General features: G+C 52.4%; 10 protein-coding genes and 1 tRNA gene. 4 read left to right on the forward strand and 7 right to left on the reverse strand.

Features of this window, described 5'->3' with window-relative positions; all coding sequences use genetic code 11:
• Positions 1-3: 3 nt before the first annotated feature.
• The 3 genes from ACQY69_RS02515 (at position 4) to ACQY69_RS02525 (ending at position 3,138) form a co-directional block, all read left to right on the forward strand.
• The gene (locus tag ACQY69_RS02515) at positions 4-1,584 is read left to right on the forward strand and encodes a hypothetical protein (RefSeq protein ID WP_428258355.1); all 1,581 of its coding nucleotides are present in this window, start codon (positions 4-6) and stop codon (positions 1,582-1,584) included.
• A 151-nt stretch (positions 1,585-1,735) separates the two neighbouring features.
• Complete coding sequence (locus tag ACQY69_RS02520; RefSeq protein WP_428258357.1) at positions 1,736-2,287, forward strand: flavodoxin domain-containing protein; 552 nt, start codon at positions 1,736-1,738, stop codon at positions 2,285-2,287.
• Positions 2,284-3,138 (forward strand): hypothetical protein, encoded by an 855-nt coding sequence (locus ACQY69_RS02525; protein ID WP_428258359.1) that lies wholly within the window; start codon positions 2,284-2,286, stop codon positions 3,136-3,138. Before ACQY69_RS02520 ends, ACQY69_RS02525 begins: the two co-directional genes overlap by 4 nt.
• Positions 3,139-3,186: 48 nt before the next feature.
• Here ACQY69_RS02525 and ACQY69_RS02530 read toward each other — a convergent pair.
• The 3 genes from ACQY69_RS02530 to ACQY69_RS02540 all read right to left on the reverse strand — a co-directional run bounded on the left by ACQY69_RS02530 (position 3,187) and on the right by ACQY69_RS02540 (position 5,035).
• Positions 3,187-3,260: transfer RNA gene (locus tag ACQY69_RS02530), tRNA-Gly, on the reverse strand.
• 78 nt (positions 3,261-3,338) lie between these two features.
• A complete protein-coding gene (locus tag ACQY69_RS02535; protein ID WP_428258361.1) occupies positions 3,339-4,124 on the reverse strand; it encodes an ABC transporter permease subunit in 786 nt (261 codons plus the stop codon).
• Positions 4,121-5,035 (reverse strand): ABC transporter ATP-binding protein, encoded by a 915-nt coding sequence (locus tag ACQY69_RS02540; protein WP_428258362.1) that lies wholly within the window; start codon positions 5,033-5,035, stop codon positions 4,121-4,123. Before ACQY69_RS02540 ends, ACQY69_RS02535 begins: the two co-directional genes overlap by 4 nt.
• Positions 5,036-5,201: 166 nt before the next feature.
• Between ACQY69_RS02540 and ACQY69_RS02545 the strand changes: the two genes are divergently transcribed.
• The gene (locus ACQY69_RS02545) at positions 5,202-6,176 is read left to right on the forward strand and encodes an aldo/keto reductase (RefSeq protein ID WP_428258363.1); all 975 of its coding nucleotides are present in this window, start codon (positions 5,202-5,204) and stop codon (positions 6,174-6,176) included.
• A 21-nt stretch (positions 6,177-6,197) separates the two neighbouring features.
• Here the strand turns inward: ACQY69_RS02545 and ACQY69_RS02550 are convergent, their stop codons facing one another.
• From ACQY69_RS02550 to ACQY69_RS02565, 4 genes are read right to left on the reverse strand one after another with little or no spacing between them, the layout of a single operon-like run.
• Complete coding sequence (locus tag ACQY69_RS02550; RefSeq protein ID WP_428258365.1) at positions 6,198-6,878, reverse strand: 4'-phosphopantetheinyl transferase family protein; 681 nt, start codon at positions 6,876-6,878, stop codon at positions 6,198-6,200.
• A 17-nt stretch (positions 6,879-6,895) separates the two neighbouring features.
• Entirely contained in the window at positions 6,896-10,597 is a 3,702-nt protein-coding gene (locus ACQY69_RS02555) for a condensation domain-containing protein (RefSeq protein WP_428258367.1), read from the reverse strand.
• 16 nt (positions 10,598-10,613) lie between these two features.
• Complete coding sequence (locus ACQY69_RS02560; protein WP_428258368.1) at positions 10,614-12,965, reverse strand: condensation domain-containing protein; 2,352 nt, start codon at positions 12,963-12,965, stop codon at positions 10,614-10,616.
• Positions 12,941-16,540, reverse strand: a complete 3,600-nt coding sequence (locus ACQY69_RS02565) for an SDR family NAD(P)-dependent oxidoreductase (protein WP_428258370.1) — start codon at positions 16,538-16,540, stop codon at positions 12,941-12,943. The genes ACQY69_RS02560 and ACQY69_RS02565 overlap by 25 nt, the downstream gene beginning before the upstream one ends.
• Positions 16,541-16,542 lie beyond the last annotated feature (2 nt).

Below are 16,542 nucleotides of genomic sequence, written 5' to 3' on the forward strand. Positions count from 1 at the left end.
ATCATGCTGGATACATTCATCACGTCTTTCAGGCTAAAGAACACCTACAGGACAAATACCATCATCTACTCCATCAGATGCCTGCCGATCATCGGTAAACTGCTGCCTGCCTCTCTCTACGGCAGCGGCGGACTCAAGACCTTCGCCAATGTGATCAGTGTCTTGTGGGAAATAGCCGGCACCTTTATCGGCAAGATACTTTACATGCTGCTGATGATAATGCTGATGCTGGCCGTCTATGATACAGAACCATCCGATACATACCTGCACATTTTCACAGCGCTGACCGTCGCCGGAGGCCTGACCAACACATATATGTTCAATCCGACAAAGGATAAATATTACGCCATTGTGATAATGGGCATGGACGCCAGGAAGTTCGCCATATCAAACTACTGCTATTCCATGATAAAGGTGGTGGTGGGCTTCCTGCCTCTCACCATCATGCTGGGATGGTTCCTCGGCGTGCCTCTGTGGACATCCGTACTGATGCCCTTTTTCGTAGTAGCTGTAAAGATGGCTTTCATCGCCTACGACATATGGAAATTCAGGGCTAAAGGCATCGCCACCAGTGAAAACATGCTGGGAAAGGCCTCATGGATCGGTCTCGGGGTGCTGCTCATCATCGCCTACGGACCTCCGTTCCTTGGTCTTTCCATGAATCTGACCGTGTTCACTGCGGCCATGGCCGTCTCCTTTGCCCTCGGCATCGCCGGTCTGATTTCCATTTCCAGATTCAGCGACTACAGGAGGCTCTACAGACTGCTGCTGACCACTGACAACGTGTTCGCTTTAAAAAAGGCCACCGGTACGGAGGCCCTGAAGGAAAGCTTCGCAAAGAAGATAGAATACGACGGATCCTTTACCAGCAGCAAACAGGGTTTTGCTTATTTCCATCAACTGTTCGTGAAAAGGCACGGCAAATTGCTGACCAAGTCGGTAAAAAAGCAGGCCTACGTCATCACAGGAGCTGCTGTCCTGGCCATCGCCGTATCTATCGCCAGGCCGGAATTCAACCCGATCCTCAACCGGATAACCCTCACATACCTTCCTTACTTTGTATTCATCATGTATCTGCTGAACAGGGGCACCACCATTACTCAGGCTATGTTCATGAATTGCGATCACAGCATGTTGACTTACAGGTTCTACCGGACCCCTAAAGTGATACTGGGTATGTTCAGAGAGAGGCTCAAAACACTGATCCTTCTCAACCTGCTGCCGTCATCATTGCTGGGGCTGGGGCTGGCCGCGCTGCTTTACACTACAGGAGGCACCGACAACCCCCTCAACTACGCCGTGCTCTTCGTGTCGGTCAACGCCATCAGCGTGTTCTTCTCGGTCCATTATCTGGTGATGTATTACCTGCTGCAGCCATATACCCAGGAGACCAAGGTAAAGAACAGCACATATATAGTGGTGCAGTACCTGACCTACGGCATCTGTTTCGCAATGATGTACGTCCATTTGCCTACCCTCTCCTTCGGCATCGCCACTATTATATTCAGTGTCGCCTACTGCGCCGTGTCGTTGATGCTGATATACAGACTGGCGCCTAAGACCTTCAGGATAAGGATGGGATGACAGAGGTTATAAGGTCAACCCATAAGCTCATATTTTACACGGATTTAACCGAAAGCGGATAGCCGCTTCCTGCTGCCTGCCATATAATTAATAATACCGTTATTTTTTAACAAAGGAGAAGCCAGCCTGTGAAGGCAGCAGGAGAGTGATCATGGAACACATTATCGTTTACGGCAGCCAGTATGGAAGTACACGTCGGTATGGGGAAAAGCTGTCCGAAGAAACCGGGATCCCCGCAGTCGGCTACAGAGACGCGCCGGATCTTTCCGGCATGAAGACCATTGTCTATCTGGGCGGTCTGTATGCCGGCGGCGTTCTGGGCCTGACGAAAACCCTGCGAAACCTTTCCCTCCGGGGCGGACAAAAGCTGATCCTCGTTACCGTAGGGCTGGCTGACCCTGACGAGCCGGAAAACCGGCACAATATCCGCACTTCTCTGCAAAGGCAGCTTCCGGCAGAGCTGCTCGACCGGGCGAAGATTTTTCATCTTCGCGGCGGGATCAATTATCAAAAGCTCTCTTTCGGCCACCGGACAGTGATGAAGCTGTTATACCAGTCCCTGCGAAGGACGCCGTTTGAAAAGCAAACGGCGGAGAACCGGGCGCTCATAGAAACCTACGGCAAGCAGGTGGATTTCACAGATTTCAGCGCGTTGGAGCCGATCCTTAAGGAAATACGGGAAAAACAGAGGGAAACAATATGAACGGAGCTGTTAAAAATATCTTGAAAATCTTTCTGGTCGGGCTTGCCACCACCATCGTCCGCATTATAGGTCAGCTTTCCATCCCGGCCGGCGAGCAGACGGTCCTGGGACCCAGCGTTTTCGCGCAAAACGGCACCATGCCGCTGGCCTTCACTGTCTATGGGATCTTCGCCTACTCCCTGATCGCCTCGCTGTTCCTGCTCATCCGCAGCGATTTGGGCGGGAATCGGATCTTGCAGGGGCTGAAATACGGCCTTTCCTGCTGCGTAGTATGGATCGTTTATCTCCTGGAGCCTCTGCCGCATGTAGCGGGCATTGATCGGATCACTTACCCGGTAGCCGACAGCCTGGCGCTGATCGTCATGGGGCTGCTGCTGGGATGGCTGTTTGGGAACCCTGCACGACAGGCAGATAAAGCAAAGCCGCCTTTTCCCATCCTTCCGGTGCTGGCTGTCACGGGAAGCTTCTTTGCCGGGCGGATGATACAATATCTCGTCTTTGGCATTTACTCTTCCTTTGATGAGAAGCTGCTGGAAACGGTACTGTGGTGCCTGCTGACAGGCGTCGCCATCTCCTGTGTGATGGCATGGCTGGCTCGTTATATCCGCAGCGGAAACCGGATCTTGCAGGCGTTCATCCTTGGCAGCCTGCTGTTTGGAGTGGATCTGCTCCTCTTCAACTTCTTTATGCCGCTGGTTTTTGACGCCGACATCCCCGATTTGATCCTCCGTACCTTCATCGATATCCTGGCAGTGACGGTCGGATGTCTGGCATTTTCAGATTTTAAAACTGCCGACGCTCGTTCCGGCCGGCAGAATGTATGTGGCGCAGAATCAAAAAACTCCCGATAACCCGGGAGTTTTCTTCGCGCCACTTTGTCTCCAAATCGACGTCATTTCTGGAGCGGATGATGGGAATCGAACCCACAACTTCAGCTTGGGAAGCTGAGGTTTTGCCACTAAACTACATCCGCCTGTCTGAAATCTGTATATAAGTATACCATTTCGCCGACGGTTTGTAAACGTTTTTCGCCGGGAAATTAAGCAGCCCCTCACAGCGGCAGGTCCTTTCGCTGAAACCACACTATCCCCAGAGCGTACAGACAGACGGCAATCGCGGCCATGGCTGCAAACTGCCCTTCGTAACCGCTGCCGTCGATTATCTTCTGAGTATCGAACAGCGTGTTCAGGGTCACGTATTTCAGAAAATCCAGGCTGTCCGACAGCTTGATGAACAGGCTGATGACGAAGAAGTACAGCGGTATCCCGGCTCCGAATATCAGCGAGTTTTTGGAGCTGTTGAATATGCAGGAAGAACAGAAGCAGATGCTGCTGATGGCCAGATGATAGAGAAACACCCCCAGATTCATCGTCAGAAAAACATCGCGGTCCAGCGCACCGGGCTGGAAGGCTTCAGCCGCCGCCAGTCCCGCCAGCGATGATATTCCCCACATCACCACCAGGGAAAGGACGAAATACACGGCGTCGGAGACGGTAAGCTGCCACCTGGCCACAGGCGTCGAGAGAAACCCGGCCATATTTCCCTTGTCCACCTTTTCCGCCACCATCCTGTTGCCTACAAGTATGGAATACACCATGGGAAACAGTATGGCCATCAGCGCGTAGAAGGAGTTGGCCATGAAGCCGATGAGTGTTCCGTTTCCCGTCAGTATGTTGGAGGCGATGGTCCCTTCCGTGGCGTACTGCAGCTCCGTAACGGTCTCAGGGGTGAACACGTTTATCATCACCGCCAGAAAGACGCACAGCACCAGCGTGAAGACCGCCAGAAACTTGACGTTTGATTTCACCGTCTGAAGGAAATAAGGTATGTTTATCATTTCTCGCTGCCTCCCCTCTCATCTCCTCCGTAGAACTTCATGAAGTATTCTTCCAGAGTATGCTTCTTCTCTTCCAGCGAACCGACTCTGCATCCCGCAAGCACGGCTATCAGTCCGTTTATCTCATCGTCGCCGACGGATACCAGCAGCCGCAGAGGCGTCTCGCCCTCTTCTTCCTCCGCGCCGGGGAAAGCCTTTCTCAGCCTTTCCGCGCTTTCCACGTCCATAAGCTGTATCCTGTAGGTCTTGAGGCGGGAGCGGCGAAGCTGGTCTACCGTCACCTGCCTGATGAGCCTTCCGTTCTTTATCATTCCTATCCTGTCGCAGGTCTTCTCCACCTCGTCGAAGATGTGAGATGACAGCAGTATGGTCTTTCCCCGCGCCTTCTCCTGCTCCACCAGCTCTATGAAGCGGTTCTGCATGAGAGGGTCGAGACCGCTGCTGGGTTCATCCAGCAGCAGGATGTCCGGGTCGTCCATGAAAGCCGCGACGATGGCCGTCTTCTGCTTCATGCCCTTTGACATTCGTTTCAGGCTGGCGTCCGGGTCCAACTCCAGCATTTCCAGCAGCTCCCTGGCCCGGGAAAAGTCCTTCATCTTCCTCATCCTGCCTATCAGCCTGAGATAGGCCTTCCCGGTCATGTCCTCGGGGAATGCTATCTCGCCGGGAAGATATCCCACCTTCTTCTGGATGACTCGCCGTTCTTTCCAGCAGTCGCGGCCCTCCACCAGTACCTGCCCCGACTGAGGCCTCATAAAACCCATCAGATGACGTATTGTGGTGGATTTCCCTGCCCCGTTGGGCCCCAGATACCCGTATACTTCTCCCGGCTCGACTTTCAGGGTAACGTCGAAGACGCCCCTGCCCGAGCCGTAATCCTTGGTCAGGTTCCTGATATCGATGGCATTCATGATGTCTCCTCCTTATGTAACGAGTATATTCCCTGCCGCGCCGTCTTTCAACCAACAATCAGGTGAAAAGTGTCTATTTTTATGATATGATTATCACATGCAAAAGAGATATTCGATGAAAAAACGCGATACGGAAACTGAAGGAACGATTGAGGAGGAACGACACATGAAAAAGAACAGACTTGGAAATACGGACATATACGTCACGCCCGTCGCCTTCGGCGTGCTGACGATAGGCAACACTCAGCTCGACCTTTCTGTCAGTAAAGGCGCGGAGCTGATAAGATACGCCATTTCAAAGGGCATAAACTTCTTCGACACAGCCCAGTACTACCAGACCTACAAATATCTCCGGCAAGCTCTCAAAACTGTGGACATGTCGGCCAACGCCCCCGACAGGCCCGTCATCTGTACCAAGAGCCTCGATTTCACCTACAGCGCGATGGAGTACGCCATCAGGGAAGCCCTCTACGAGATGAGACTGGAGGTCATCGATATCTTCCTCCTTCACGAAGTCCGTCAGGACCCCGACTGGGAAATGCGCATCGGCGCCTGGCAGTGCCTGCAGGACTATAAGGAGAAAGGCGTCATAAAGGCCATCGGCGTCTCCACCCACCACGTGGATGTGGTGGAAAAGATGGCCGGCGTTCCCGAATGCGACGTGGTGTTCCCGCTGATAAACTTCGCCGGGCTGGGCATAAGGAAAGGCGACGGTCCCGGAACGGCCGGTGAGATGAAGACCGCCATCGAAAAATGCGCCGCTGCCGGCAAGGGCATCTTCGCCATGAAGGCCTTCGGAGGCGGAAATCTTACGGGGAGCTACATGAAAGCCCTCGATTACGTCAACTCCATCGACGGCGTGGATTCCATCATGGTAGGCATAGGAAAGAAAGAAGAAGTCGATAACCTGGTGGCCTTCGCCGAAGGAACGCTGCCCGCCGATTTTCAGCCGGATGTCAGCCACAAGAAGATACGCATCGACCAGGGCGACTGCGAAGGCTGCGGAGCCTGTATCGACAGGTGTCCCAACAAGGCCATCTCCCGCAACAAAAAAGGCCTGGCACAGGTTGACCACGACGTATGCCTCACCTGCGGCTACTGCGCGCCGGTCTGTCCCGTGCGGGCCATAATAATGTACTGATTTTCCAGCCATCGCCCCCGTTTACTTTATGCTTTCCGCGATCCTGAGACCGAGTTCTGTGAACCCGGTCTCATTCATGTATTCGATATCGATCTTTTCATATCTTTCTGCCAGACATACTGAGAATATATATCCTCCATACTCCCATGTATGCAGCTTTTCTGCGCGATCGTCGTCAAGCAGATTTACACCCGTCATCGTTTCCGACAGACCTTCTCCTGTATATTTGCCGTATGCCTCTTTTCTCGTCCATACTTCAAAAAAGCGGCGGCAGCGCTGCTGACCACTCTCCGAAGCGTCGACGTATGCGATTTCGTCTTTATGGAAAGCCAGCTCCATAACATCAAAAGGCGGGGTATCGTTTTTTTCCACATCCGCCCCTACCATCCCTTCGGAGGATGATGCGCATATCACGCATTTTCTCGTATGCGACCAATTGAAGTGCAGTCCGTAATCGTGCGAAAAATGCGGTTTTCCGTATTTCCCCGGACATATATCGACCGGCAGCTCCGCATCGCCGCGCAGTTGCCTCAGCTGCACGGCGCAGAGAAGCTCCGCGTACAGCGAAAGCTTTCTGTCTATGTCGTATCTATAGCGCTTGATCTTTTCTCTGCGCTTTTCCGAGACGCATCTCATCAGAAGCCTGTCGCGCTCTGTAAAAATATCGTTTTCAGCAAAAACGCAGCAAATATTTACCGTCATCATATCCCCCGGTGTCATCAGTAAAACCTGAACGAATCTGCGCTGTCAGCGCTGTCATCCGCAGGTTCTGTCCGCTGCAGACTTCCTGCTGTCTCTTCCGGGCTATGGACGATCTGAGAGAGTATGTTCACATACTGTTCAGTGAAATCATCTATCGTACTCTCAAAGAACAGATCGGTGTTGTATTCCGCCATGATTTCCAGTTCATTTTCCTTCTCCACTAAATTATACGTCATTTCAAAATGTGAAGTCGACGGAAGCAGCGACTCCACCTGTGCGAAGCCTATGTCTTCAAGCGTCTTTCCCTGCCTTCCGTAATTCTGCATCACGAACGAATACTGGAACAGGGGCGAAAAGCCGGGAAGCCGTTCAAACTGCGTCCTGCTCACGACTTCTTCAAACGGAAGCTGCGTGTTCTGATATACATCTGCGATCCTTTCTGCATTCGCCTCTATGAAAGCCTCAAGGGTCTGCTGTCTGTCGATCCGGCTGCGTATGACCACCGTATTCGAGAAGAACCCTATCAGGCCCTGTGCTTCTGCCTGCGTACGATTTGCTACGGGAACGCCTACACCTATGTCAGTCTGCCCTGTATAGAGGCACAGGTTCAGTGCATATGCCGATTCAAGCACCATGAACAGCGAAACAGCATGCTTTCTGCTCCATCGCCTCAGCTCCTCCACGAGATTTTCCGGCACGCTGTAATGCTTGATGCTGCCGCTGAAGGTCTGAGCCGAAGGCCTTTTCTTATCCGTCGGGAATTTCAGAATGCCTGAAAAGCCGTCCAGTTCATCGTTCCAAAACCGCATCTGCTTCGCTGCTTCCTCCCCTTCAAGGAATCCGTTTTCCCATGCAGAGTAATCCGCATACTGTATCTCCGGTATTTCCGGTCTGAGCTCCTTTTCCTGCATATACCCCTCGTAGTATTCGATGAATTCCTTCATGAATATGCCTACGGACCAGCCATCTGCCGCAATGTGGTGTACATTTACGAACCAGAACGCCGAATCTCCCGCATTTATCAGGCGATGCCTTACAGGCGGCTCTTCGTCCAGACGGAACGAGTACCTGCAGTCCTTCGCGAATTCCCTCATCAGCTCGCTCTCTCCTGCGTCCGGCCTGTCTTCATGCAGAAACGGAATCCTGTGATCCTCCCGTACCTTCTGATAATACTCACCATCCTCTTTTTTATAGACAGTGCGCAGTATTTCATGATTCGCCGCTATACGTTCTACCGATGCCCTGAAGGCTTCCGGATCGACCGGGCCCTCTATGCGGAATAAATTGGGCATATTATACACGGAACCGTCCGGAATGCTCTCCAGGAGAAACAGCATTCTCCGCTGATTGTACGACACCGGCATCCATTCACGCCTTGCCGCCGGATGAATTCTGTATACGTCAGCGATATCCTCCATATGCGCCTTGCCTTCGGAGCTGTTCAGAATACCGCAGATATGTTCTTCAAGCAGTTCTACAGTGCAGCAGTCAAATATCACGTCGAAATCCAGCTCTATCCCGAATCTCTTCTCAATGCTGCTGAGGATATTCATCCCCATGAGTGAATTGGCCCCGAGATCGAACACATCTTCATCATCTCTCAGCGAATCGATATCCAGCTCTCTCATCCAGAGCTTTCTCAGAAACTCCTTAACGCTCAGTTCCTCATCCTCCGCCGCTTCCTCTCCTGTCTCCGCTCCGTTTACGGACTTCATCTTCCCCGGCCACACTTTGGTCTTGCTGAAAGGATATGTAGGCAGATGACAGCGCCTGTGCTCCCCGGATCCATAATATCTGCTCCAGTCTATATCCGCCCCGCATTCATAGATAAAGGGCAGTATGCGGTCAACAGCGCGTTCCGGATCACCCGCAGCAGCAGGAACGAAGATCTTGTTCCTGCTGTCAACATGCGGGAGCAGCACTTCCTCTCCGCCCGTCTCTATATAGATGATATCTTCCTGCTCCTGGATTTTGGCGACGTAGCTTTTGAAGCCTTCACAGTCGAAGCTGTCGTCTCTGCTTTTCATGGATTCGATAGCTTCTCCGAAAGTCACACCAGCCGTAATGCATGCCATCGCCGCGTTGCCTTTTCCCGCTCCGATAACCTTCCATAAGGATACTCCTTTTTCCTGCAGGCACCTGGCGAAGTCCACTGCAAACTCAAGCTCCGCCTCATCGGATATCTTCGAGCACAACAGCACTGCTCTGCGCGCCGCCGCCTTTTGAACCTTTCCCACATCGGACAGCTTGCGTATCAGTTCATCGCGGTCGGACGCGTTGAAGGCCCGCCTGTAATCATAATCATCCCTTCCGCGGTTCAGTGTGTAGGAAACAGATCCGAGCGACGCTTCCCATGAGGCAGCAGACTCCGCGATCCTGCTGCAGTATCTGAGGAGTCCATCTTCCGTCTTTGCACTTACTGTAAACAGGTATGTTTCCGGCATCCTGTCTTCGTCAGCATCGCGCTCATACTCTTCCATAATCAGATGCACATTGGTACCGCTGATTCCGAACGCGCTTACCGCTCCCAGCTTCTTTCTCCCCCGCGGCCACGAATCCTCTTCCACGGCCGGGTATACCATGGAATGTTCAAAATCGATGAAAGGATTTGGCGACTGAAAATCCCTCAGCGGGTATCGTCTGTCGTTTTTCATCGATACGATCAGCTTTATCAGGCTGGCAATTCCGGCAGCAGCGCCCATATGTGCATAATTCGTCTTCAGGCTCCCCACGGGACAGATGCTCACCGCATCCGTATACTCCCTGCATGCATCCGTGATCGCTGATATTTCTATAGGGTCTCCCAGCTTCGTCCCCGTGCCGTGGGCCTCGTAATAGCCTATTTCCTCCGGATTTATGCCGCCTTTCTTCCACGTTCTGAGCAGCAGCTCCTTCTGCGCATCGCCGCTCGGCGCCGCCACGCTGTTTGACCTGCCTCCGTCCTGATTTGCCGCCGCCGATTTTATCACCGCCAGTATGGGATCATTATCCTTTTCCGCGTCCGCAAGCCTCTTTAAAAATACTATTCCTCCGCCTTCTCCGCCGTTGATGCCGTCTGCTCTCTGATCGAAAGCCCTGCAGTGCCCGTCCGGAGACGACAGTCCGTCATCTTCTCCCGTATCTTCGTATAGCTGAAGATCCAGAGTGACTCCGCCTGCGAGAGCCATATCGCATTCACCTGCGTTGAGCTGCATACATCCGTGATATACGGCATATAAGGAAGATGAGCATGCCGTTTCAAACACTGCAGCATCGGCTCTCAGATCCAGAAGATAGGAAATCCTTCCGGCCATAGTGTCCTTGAGATTCCCCATTACGGAAAGCCCGCTGTTATCATCGAGCCAGTCGGCATATCTGCTGCTGTGGGCTCCCAGATATACTCCCGTACGGCTTCCCCTGATTTCCGAAAGGCTGTACCCGCTGTCTTCCACGGCGCCGCATGCCAGTTCCGCCGCTATCCTGTTCTGAGGGTCCATAAGGACTGCTTCGTGCTTTGAAATGTTGAAAAACTCGTGATCGAAATATTCTATTCCATCGAGATATGCCCTGCTCTTCACAGCCAGCTCATCCGGAATCCCAAACAGCGCCCTGCGTTCTTCGCTCATGGGACGCACGGCGTCGACTCTGCCGGAGAGGATTCGGTCAAGATCGTATGCGTCTTCCGCCATGGGAAAGCGACCGCTCATTCCAATAACTGCAATCGGTTCAAAATTATGCATAATCTCATATCCTTTCCTAAAAACTTACGCCTTCTGTTTCCCCTGAAGAAGCATCGCCGGCCTCCTCCTTAAAATACGCGGCCTGCTCCTGGATCGTATTGCATGAAAACAGCGCAGCTATATTTATATCTCTGTCAAACTCGCTGTTCAGCCTCTGAAACAGCTTGACAGCCAGCATCGAGTTTCCTCCCGCTTCGAAGAATTTATCGTATATCGAGAAATCATCCGACCCCAGGATATCGCTCCATATACTGTAGATCTTATCCTCGTCAGCGCTTCTCCTGCGCGCGGTATAAAACCGTATGCCCTCCCCGTGCGAACCTCCCGGCCTGAAGCCTATGGGAACGTTTTCGTTTCTTACGGCATGCCTTATATCCTCTATCGCATCGTCAGGCAGCGGCATATCCGATCCGGTGCAGAACACTACCCCGAACCTTCCGTCATGTGCCTCCGCTATCTCGACAGCTGTGACGCCTTCTTCCTTTAAAATATGTTCTCTGATTTCCGCCGCCTTTAAGATATTTTCCCTTGCGCCTTCCCGTTCCCATCGATCCCTCGTCATCACCGCCAGCGGTTTTACAGGCAGCGTTCCGATATCTGCCTCCGTCCCGCTGCTGAGGATCACGTAGCCGCCCTTTGAAAGCCCTTCCGCTTTTACGAACACGCAGCGCGCATCGGGAACGTCGAGGGCTTCACGTACAGTCTCATTGAGCTCGCTGAGCGAAACCCTATGCCCGTCTATATCCACTGCATCCGACTTATCTTCATTTATCCTGAGCTGACCATCTTCCGTTATGCATCCGTACTGACCTGTATCTTCGAGACCGTTCTCTCCCATCATCACGATGCTGCCTTCAAACCCGTCCGGAAGCCGTCGTCCGGCCTCATCTGTGACTGCGATCTCCCCGGGCTTCATATCAGCCTGCTTCGTCGTCAGCTTTAAGTCCCTTACCTTTATATCCGGGGCTTCAAGAACCTGTCTGAGCATGAGCGTATATACATTCATCAGGGTTTTCATCCTCGCTTCATCATACAGAGCTTCGTTGTATAAAAACTCCAGTTCTATTCTGTCCGGACTGTCATATACGGTAAAGCAGAAATCATATCTGAAGTCCTCATTTTCCCTTTCCTCAATCGTTTCGACGGTGTACTCGGTGCCTCCTATGCTGATCGCTTCTCCCGAAGACACGCCGAGAAGGCTCCTGCTCTGAACTGCGAAGGAGATCTGGAACAGTGGATTGACTCCGTCCCTCCTCTTTATTTCCGCAGCTTCATACAGATCGCTCAGGGTTATATTCTGATGCTCTATTCCTGCAAAGAGCGTGTCCTGCGTCTTTTTCAGGTGCTGTTCGTACGTGTCGTCGGGGTCTATGTCGACCGGCAGCGCCACGGTGGTGGCAAAATCACCGATCGTCTCCATGTATTTCGGGTCTTCCCGTCCTGCCAGCGGCGTCCCTGTAATGAATGACGTGCTGCCTGTATATCTCCATATCAGCAGGCTGTATACCGACAGCAGCAGCGCGTGGACCGCGGTGCCCTTTTCCCTTGCCGCATCGTGAACTCTGCTGCTCAGGTCATCATCCACCATCGCTTTGAAAGGCCTCGCCGTCTGCGATAGCTTTCCTTTCCGCGGAAACACCGTCGGCGCCTCCAGGACATCCTCTCTGCCTCTTAAAATTCCTTTCCAGAATTCATAGTTTTCCCCATATCTCTCTCCTGCCTCTTCTGAACCGTTTGCCAGTACAAAGCTGCTGTATGGCTCATAACGCTTCACCTTCTGTTCCCGTCTGTCGAGATACGTAAAAAACTGTTTCAGAAAGACGCCTGCCGACCATCCGTCGCATATGATATGGTGGATCGATACGAGAAGCAGCGCTTCATCTGCATTTTTCCGGATCAGCATAAAGCGCGCAGGCAGCTCTCTCCTCAGATCAAAGGGCCTTCGTATGAACTCGTCTTTCTTTATCCTCACATCTTCTTCCGTCCCGGCCTGCGACTCATCCAGATATTCGAATGAGATCTGCCCTTCTCTGTCTGTATACTGATATACGTTCCCGTCGAGTTCAGCGAATCTGTAACGAAACACATCGTGATCCTCCACGGTCTTCATGACGGCATCCCTGCAGGCCTGGCAGTCTACGCTGTTCTTCATATTGATCCGGAACATTATATTGTAGTACGGGTTCTCCCCTTCCTTTTCAAGACAGTATGACCACCACACTCCCTGCTGCTGCTTTGACAGCGGGTATATTCCATACTCCGCTCCGCTGGCGTTTATCCTCTCTATTGCGATCTTTTTCTTTTCCTCTGTAAGCGATCGGTACTTTTCGATTATATCCATTGCTATCTGTCCCCCGGGTTTCTGCATTTTCGCCTGTTGCTCCTGTCCCTTGCGGACTCCATGTGTTCTTTCCTGCCAAAGCCTCGTCTTGCCTGCCCTGAATACATGTCCTCTGCGTCCTTTCCGGATTTATCCTCCGCAATATGCGCGGCCAGCTCCGAAATGCTCGTATACGTCATGAGATCCACAGGCTTTACCGACACATCCAGCTCGTCTGTCATTCTGCTGGCGATTCCGTATATGCTCAGGGAATTTCCTCCCAGATCAAATATGCTGTCGGACCTGCCGATGTCTTTCACTCCCAGAACCTCTTCCCATATGCACCTTATTCTGTTCTCAAGTTCTTCATCCTTTTCATCCTGCGCCGCAAAAGGGATCCTGTTGACGCTGCATGATATCCTGCCGTTCCAACGGGAAAGCTCGTCCGACATGATTTTCTCCACAGCAGCTCTGTCTTCTTCGGAAGCTACCTGGACCAGGTAATGGATCGCGTATTCATCCAGACATATGCGTCTCATCGGCTCCGCGTTGCGGTCGATACCTATCAGGGGATTTCCCGCCCCCGTCTCTACGGCAAATGCGATGTATTCTACTCCTTCCTCTCTCTCAAGCTCGAGAAAGCCTCTGTTTCGGGAAGACGCCTCGCTCGCCTGCGCATCGCTGTTCATTCCGGTCTGTTTCCACATGCTCATGCCGACGGTGTTGATATTGTCTCCGGACGAAGCCAGAAAGCGCCCATACTGCTCCTGCCAGGCGTTCGCTGCTGCATATGCACCTATGGAAGTCCCTCCAAACTGGGAAGTTATCGAGTAGAAGATCCACAGATCGGCCTTCCGGCTTTCGCTCACCTTTGCCAGGTTGTAAGTCCCTTTGAGCCTTATCTCTGACAACAGCTCATATGCACTCAGCTTTTCATTCACGATGGTATGTCTCACAATATCGGAAAAATATCCGGCGCTCTCTTCATCGGCGCTGAGTTTTCCTGCAAAGTCGAAAATGCAGGCTATATTCCCGCTCCACCTTTTCTCAGCCTGTGCCGCAGCCTTCATAAGTGCGCCAAAATCGCGGACGTCTGCAGTACAGTACATGATATCGTCCGATATCTCCTGAAGTCTGTGCAGCGCATCCGCATGCGCCTCTGCCGGCGAAGAACCTGTTATCAGCAGCCTTGCCTGCTTTTCCTCGAGAAGATATTCCGATACGAGGCTTCCTATTCCTCCAAGACCGCCAGCGATCATGACTATATCGCCGGCCTCGATCCTGCGCATCCTTCTGTCGGTATCAGCAACGGGCATCGTCCTTATCCGCGGCAGATATCTCACGCCCTTTCTGTAGACGGTCACCACCTCAAAATCCTCTGCATACTGCTCTGCAGAGATGAGCTTTTCATCCGCCTGATCAAAATCGATCATCCGCACCTTCACGTCCTGATGCTCGAGATTGAACGAACTCAACGCGCCCCACATGCATCCCCAGTTGACGTTGAAACTCGTCTCCATGCCGGCAGATATGCTGTTTTCCGTGATGAATATCACTTCATCGGCTCCGCTGCCTTCCGCCGCCGCAAGCTCTGAACGGAGTATGGTGCATATTTGACGGATATCCGTCTTTCCTGCATCATGCTGGCGGTATCTCAGGAATTTTCTGTTTACAAGGACATTTTTTCCCCTGTCACCACTGGTCAATTGGCAGGGCACCCATAGCTGTTCCGTAAAATACCTGCTTTTCTTCTCGCCCAGCCTTTCTATCAGGGTGTCATACTCGCCGTCTTTAAACTTTTCGCGGTAATAATTTCTCTGCTTTTTGCCTATATTGGTCCTCCTGCTCTCATCCGCGGAAATGGGAATGACGTATTTAGGGTCTATTCTGCAGCTCCTGCGGATCTTCCCTCTCACTCTGCTGCATAGCTGACGCAGCCTGTGTACATCCGACGTTTCCAGCAGGCTCTCATCCTGAGGGCAGAAGAACACCAGTATTGTTTCCGCGCCGTCTTCATTGCGGACGGATGCGGCTACCGTATACGAGCTTTTCACGCCTTCCAGCTCATCCACCGCGGCTTCGAAGTCCTGAACATAGTAATTGAGTCCATTTACGATGATCACATCCTTCTGCCGCCCTGTGAGCACCAGCTGCCCGTTTTCGATATATCCCAGATCTCCTGTGATGAGCCATCCGTCCTCCGTAAAGGACTCTTCATTGGCCTTCTCATTGTGATAATACCCCTTCGTAACGGTCTCGCCTCTGAGCTCTACGCTGCCTGTTTCACATTCCCCGCAAAGCGCCCCGTCACTGCCGCGCACTCTTATCTCGATTCCCGCCATAGGATATCCCACAGGGATGAACTCGTCCGAATCCGAGCTGCTTTCGAGGGAAAAATCCTCATAATACGTTATGCAGGATGACGTTTCCGTCATGCCGAAAGCAGGGATGACCGCGCCGTTTCTGAGACCATAGGGCTCAAAGGTTTTGAGAAAACCGCGCAGTGTCCTGCTTACATTGGCCTCTCCTCCGGAAAACGCAAGGCGCAGCGAAGACAGATCCCAATCGTCTTTTTCCGTTTCCTCCGCAGCTTTCGCCTGCTCCTGCACAAGGGAATAGGCAAAATTAGGAGCCCACGTCACAGTGGCCTTATGATGGCTCAGAAGTTCTATCCACCTCAGGGGCGACTTGAGCACGTACCCGGACTGGGCCTGCACCTGCGGGATATCGAGGTACAGGTCACGTATGTGCGACCATATCAGCCCTGCAGCATGTGTAAATGTCATCCAGTTGCAGTCGACATCCCTGTCCGTAAGGCCGAACCTCTGTATTTCCCCCAGCGTCCTTGCAAAGATATTGCGCTGCGTCAGCTCGACGGCCTTCGGCACGCCCGTGCTTCCGGAAGTGAAGAAAAAAACGCTCGTCTCATCCATGCTCCACGAATACAGCTCGCTGCCGTCAAGGGGCCTGTCGCAGCCGGAGCAGTCCACATCCACAGTATCGAAAGCGACACCCCCGTAATACCTGCCCGTTTTCTCCAGCCCTGACGCGATCTGCCCCGTTGTCAGGATCACCGGTCTGTCAAGGAGCTGCCATATATGATACAGCTTGTCGGACGCCATGCTTTTGCCGTCGAACTGATCCGGTATCTCCAGCAGAGCCGGGACAGCGCCTGCAAACATACACGCCCAAAAGGTCTGGAGAAACATTTTCTTATAGGGTATCAGCATGATGACCTTTGACCCCGGACTTATTCCCGACGCCCTGAGAAGCCCTGCGGTGCTCCTCGAATCGTCGAAAAGCTGTCCGTATGTTTCTTCCTCTGCGGAGTCCATTTCGTAATAATACAGTTTATTCCTGCTTTTTCTCCTGCTGCGAAACAGCTCAACAAGGTTTCTTTCCCTTAGGGTATTCCAATCCAGCTTTCCTCCTGAAACAAAAGCTTTCGCATCTCCTAAGATCCCCGTCTCTTTGCTCTCCTTACGCCGACGGCCCGCTGCAGCCTGCCCGAATCCGCCGTCAGCGATATCCTCGTACAACACTTTTATCTCGTTCTCAATGCCCGCTTTTTCCAGAACATCGCGGATCTCCGAAACGTTATCCTTTGTCAATATGCCGCTCATTA

The sequence above is a fragment of the Gallibacter sp. Marseille-QA0791 genome (assembly GCF_965119705.1).
GTDB classification, from domain to species: domain Bacteria; phylum Bacillota; class Clostridia; order Peptostreptococcales; family Anaerovoracaceae; genus Lentihominibacter; species Lentihominibacter excrementipullorum.

What these genes read in the sequence shown, in the direction of transcription:
- ACQY69_RS02535 (WP_428258361.1), bottom strand. Translation starts at nt 4,124, where the DNA reads ATGATAAACATACCTTATTTCCTTCAGACGGTGAAATCAAACGTCAAG.
- ACQY69_RS02540 (WP_428258362.1), bottom strand. Translation starts at nt 5,035, where the DNA reads ATGAATGCCATCGATATCAGGAACCTGACCAAGGATTACGGCTCGGGC.
- ACQY69_RS02565 (WP_428258370.1), bottom strand. Translation starts at nt 16,540, where the DNA reads ATGAGCGGCATATTGACAAAGGATAACGTTTCGGAGATCCGCGATGTT.
- ACQY69_RS02555 (WP_428258367.1), bottom strand. Translation starts at nt 10,597, where the DNA reads ATGCATAATTTTGAACCGATTGCAGTTATTGGAATGAGCGGTCGCTTT.
- ACQY69_RS02525 (WP_428258359.1), top strand. Translation starts at nt 2,284, where the DNA reads ATGAACGGAGCTGTTAAAAATATCTTGAAAATCTTTCTGGTCGGGCTT.
- ACQY69_RS02550 (WP_428258365.1), bottom strand. Translation starts at nt 6,878, where the DNA reads ATGACGGTAAATATTTGCTGCGTTTTTGCTGAAAACGATATTTTTACA.
- ACQY69_RS02520 (WP_428258357.1), top strand. Translation starts at nt 1,736, where the DNA reads ATGGAACACATTATCGTTTACGGCAGCCAGTATGGAAGTACACGTCGG.
- ACQY69_RS02545 (WP_428258363.1), top strand. Translation starts at nt 5,202, where the DNA reads ATGAAAAAGAACAGACTTGGAAATACGGACATATACGTCACGCCCGTC.
- ACQY69_RS02560 (WP_428258368.1), bottom strand. Translation starts at nt 12,965, where the DNA reads ATGCAGAAACCCGGGGGACAGATAGCAATGGATATAATCGAAAAGTAC.
- ACQY69_RS02515 (WP_428258355.1), top strand. Translation starts at nt 4, where the DNA reads ATGCTGGATACATTCATCACGTCTTTCAGGCTAAAGAACACCTACAGG.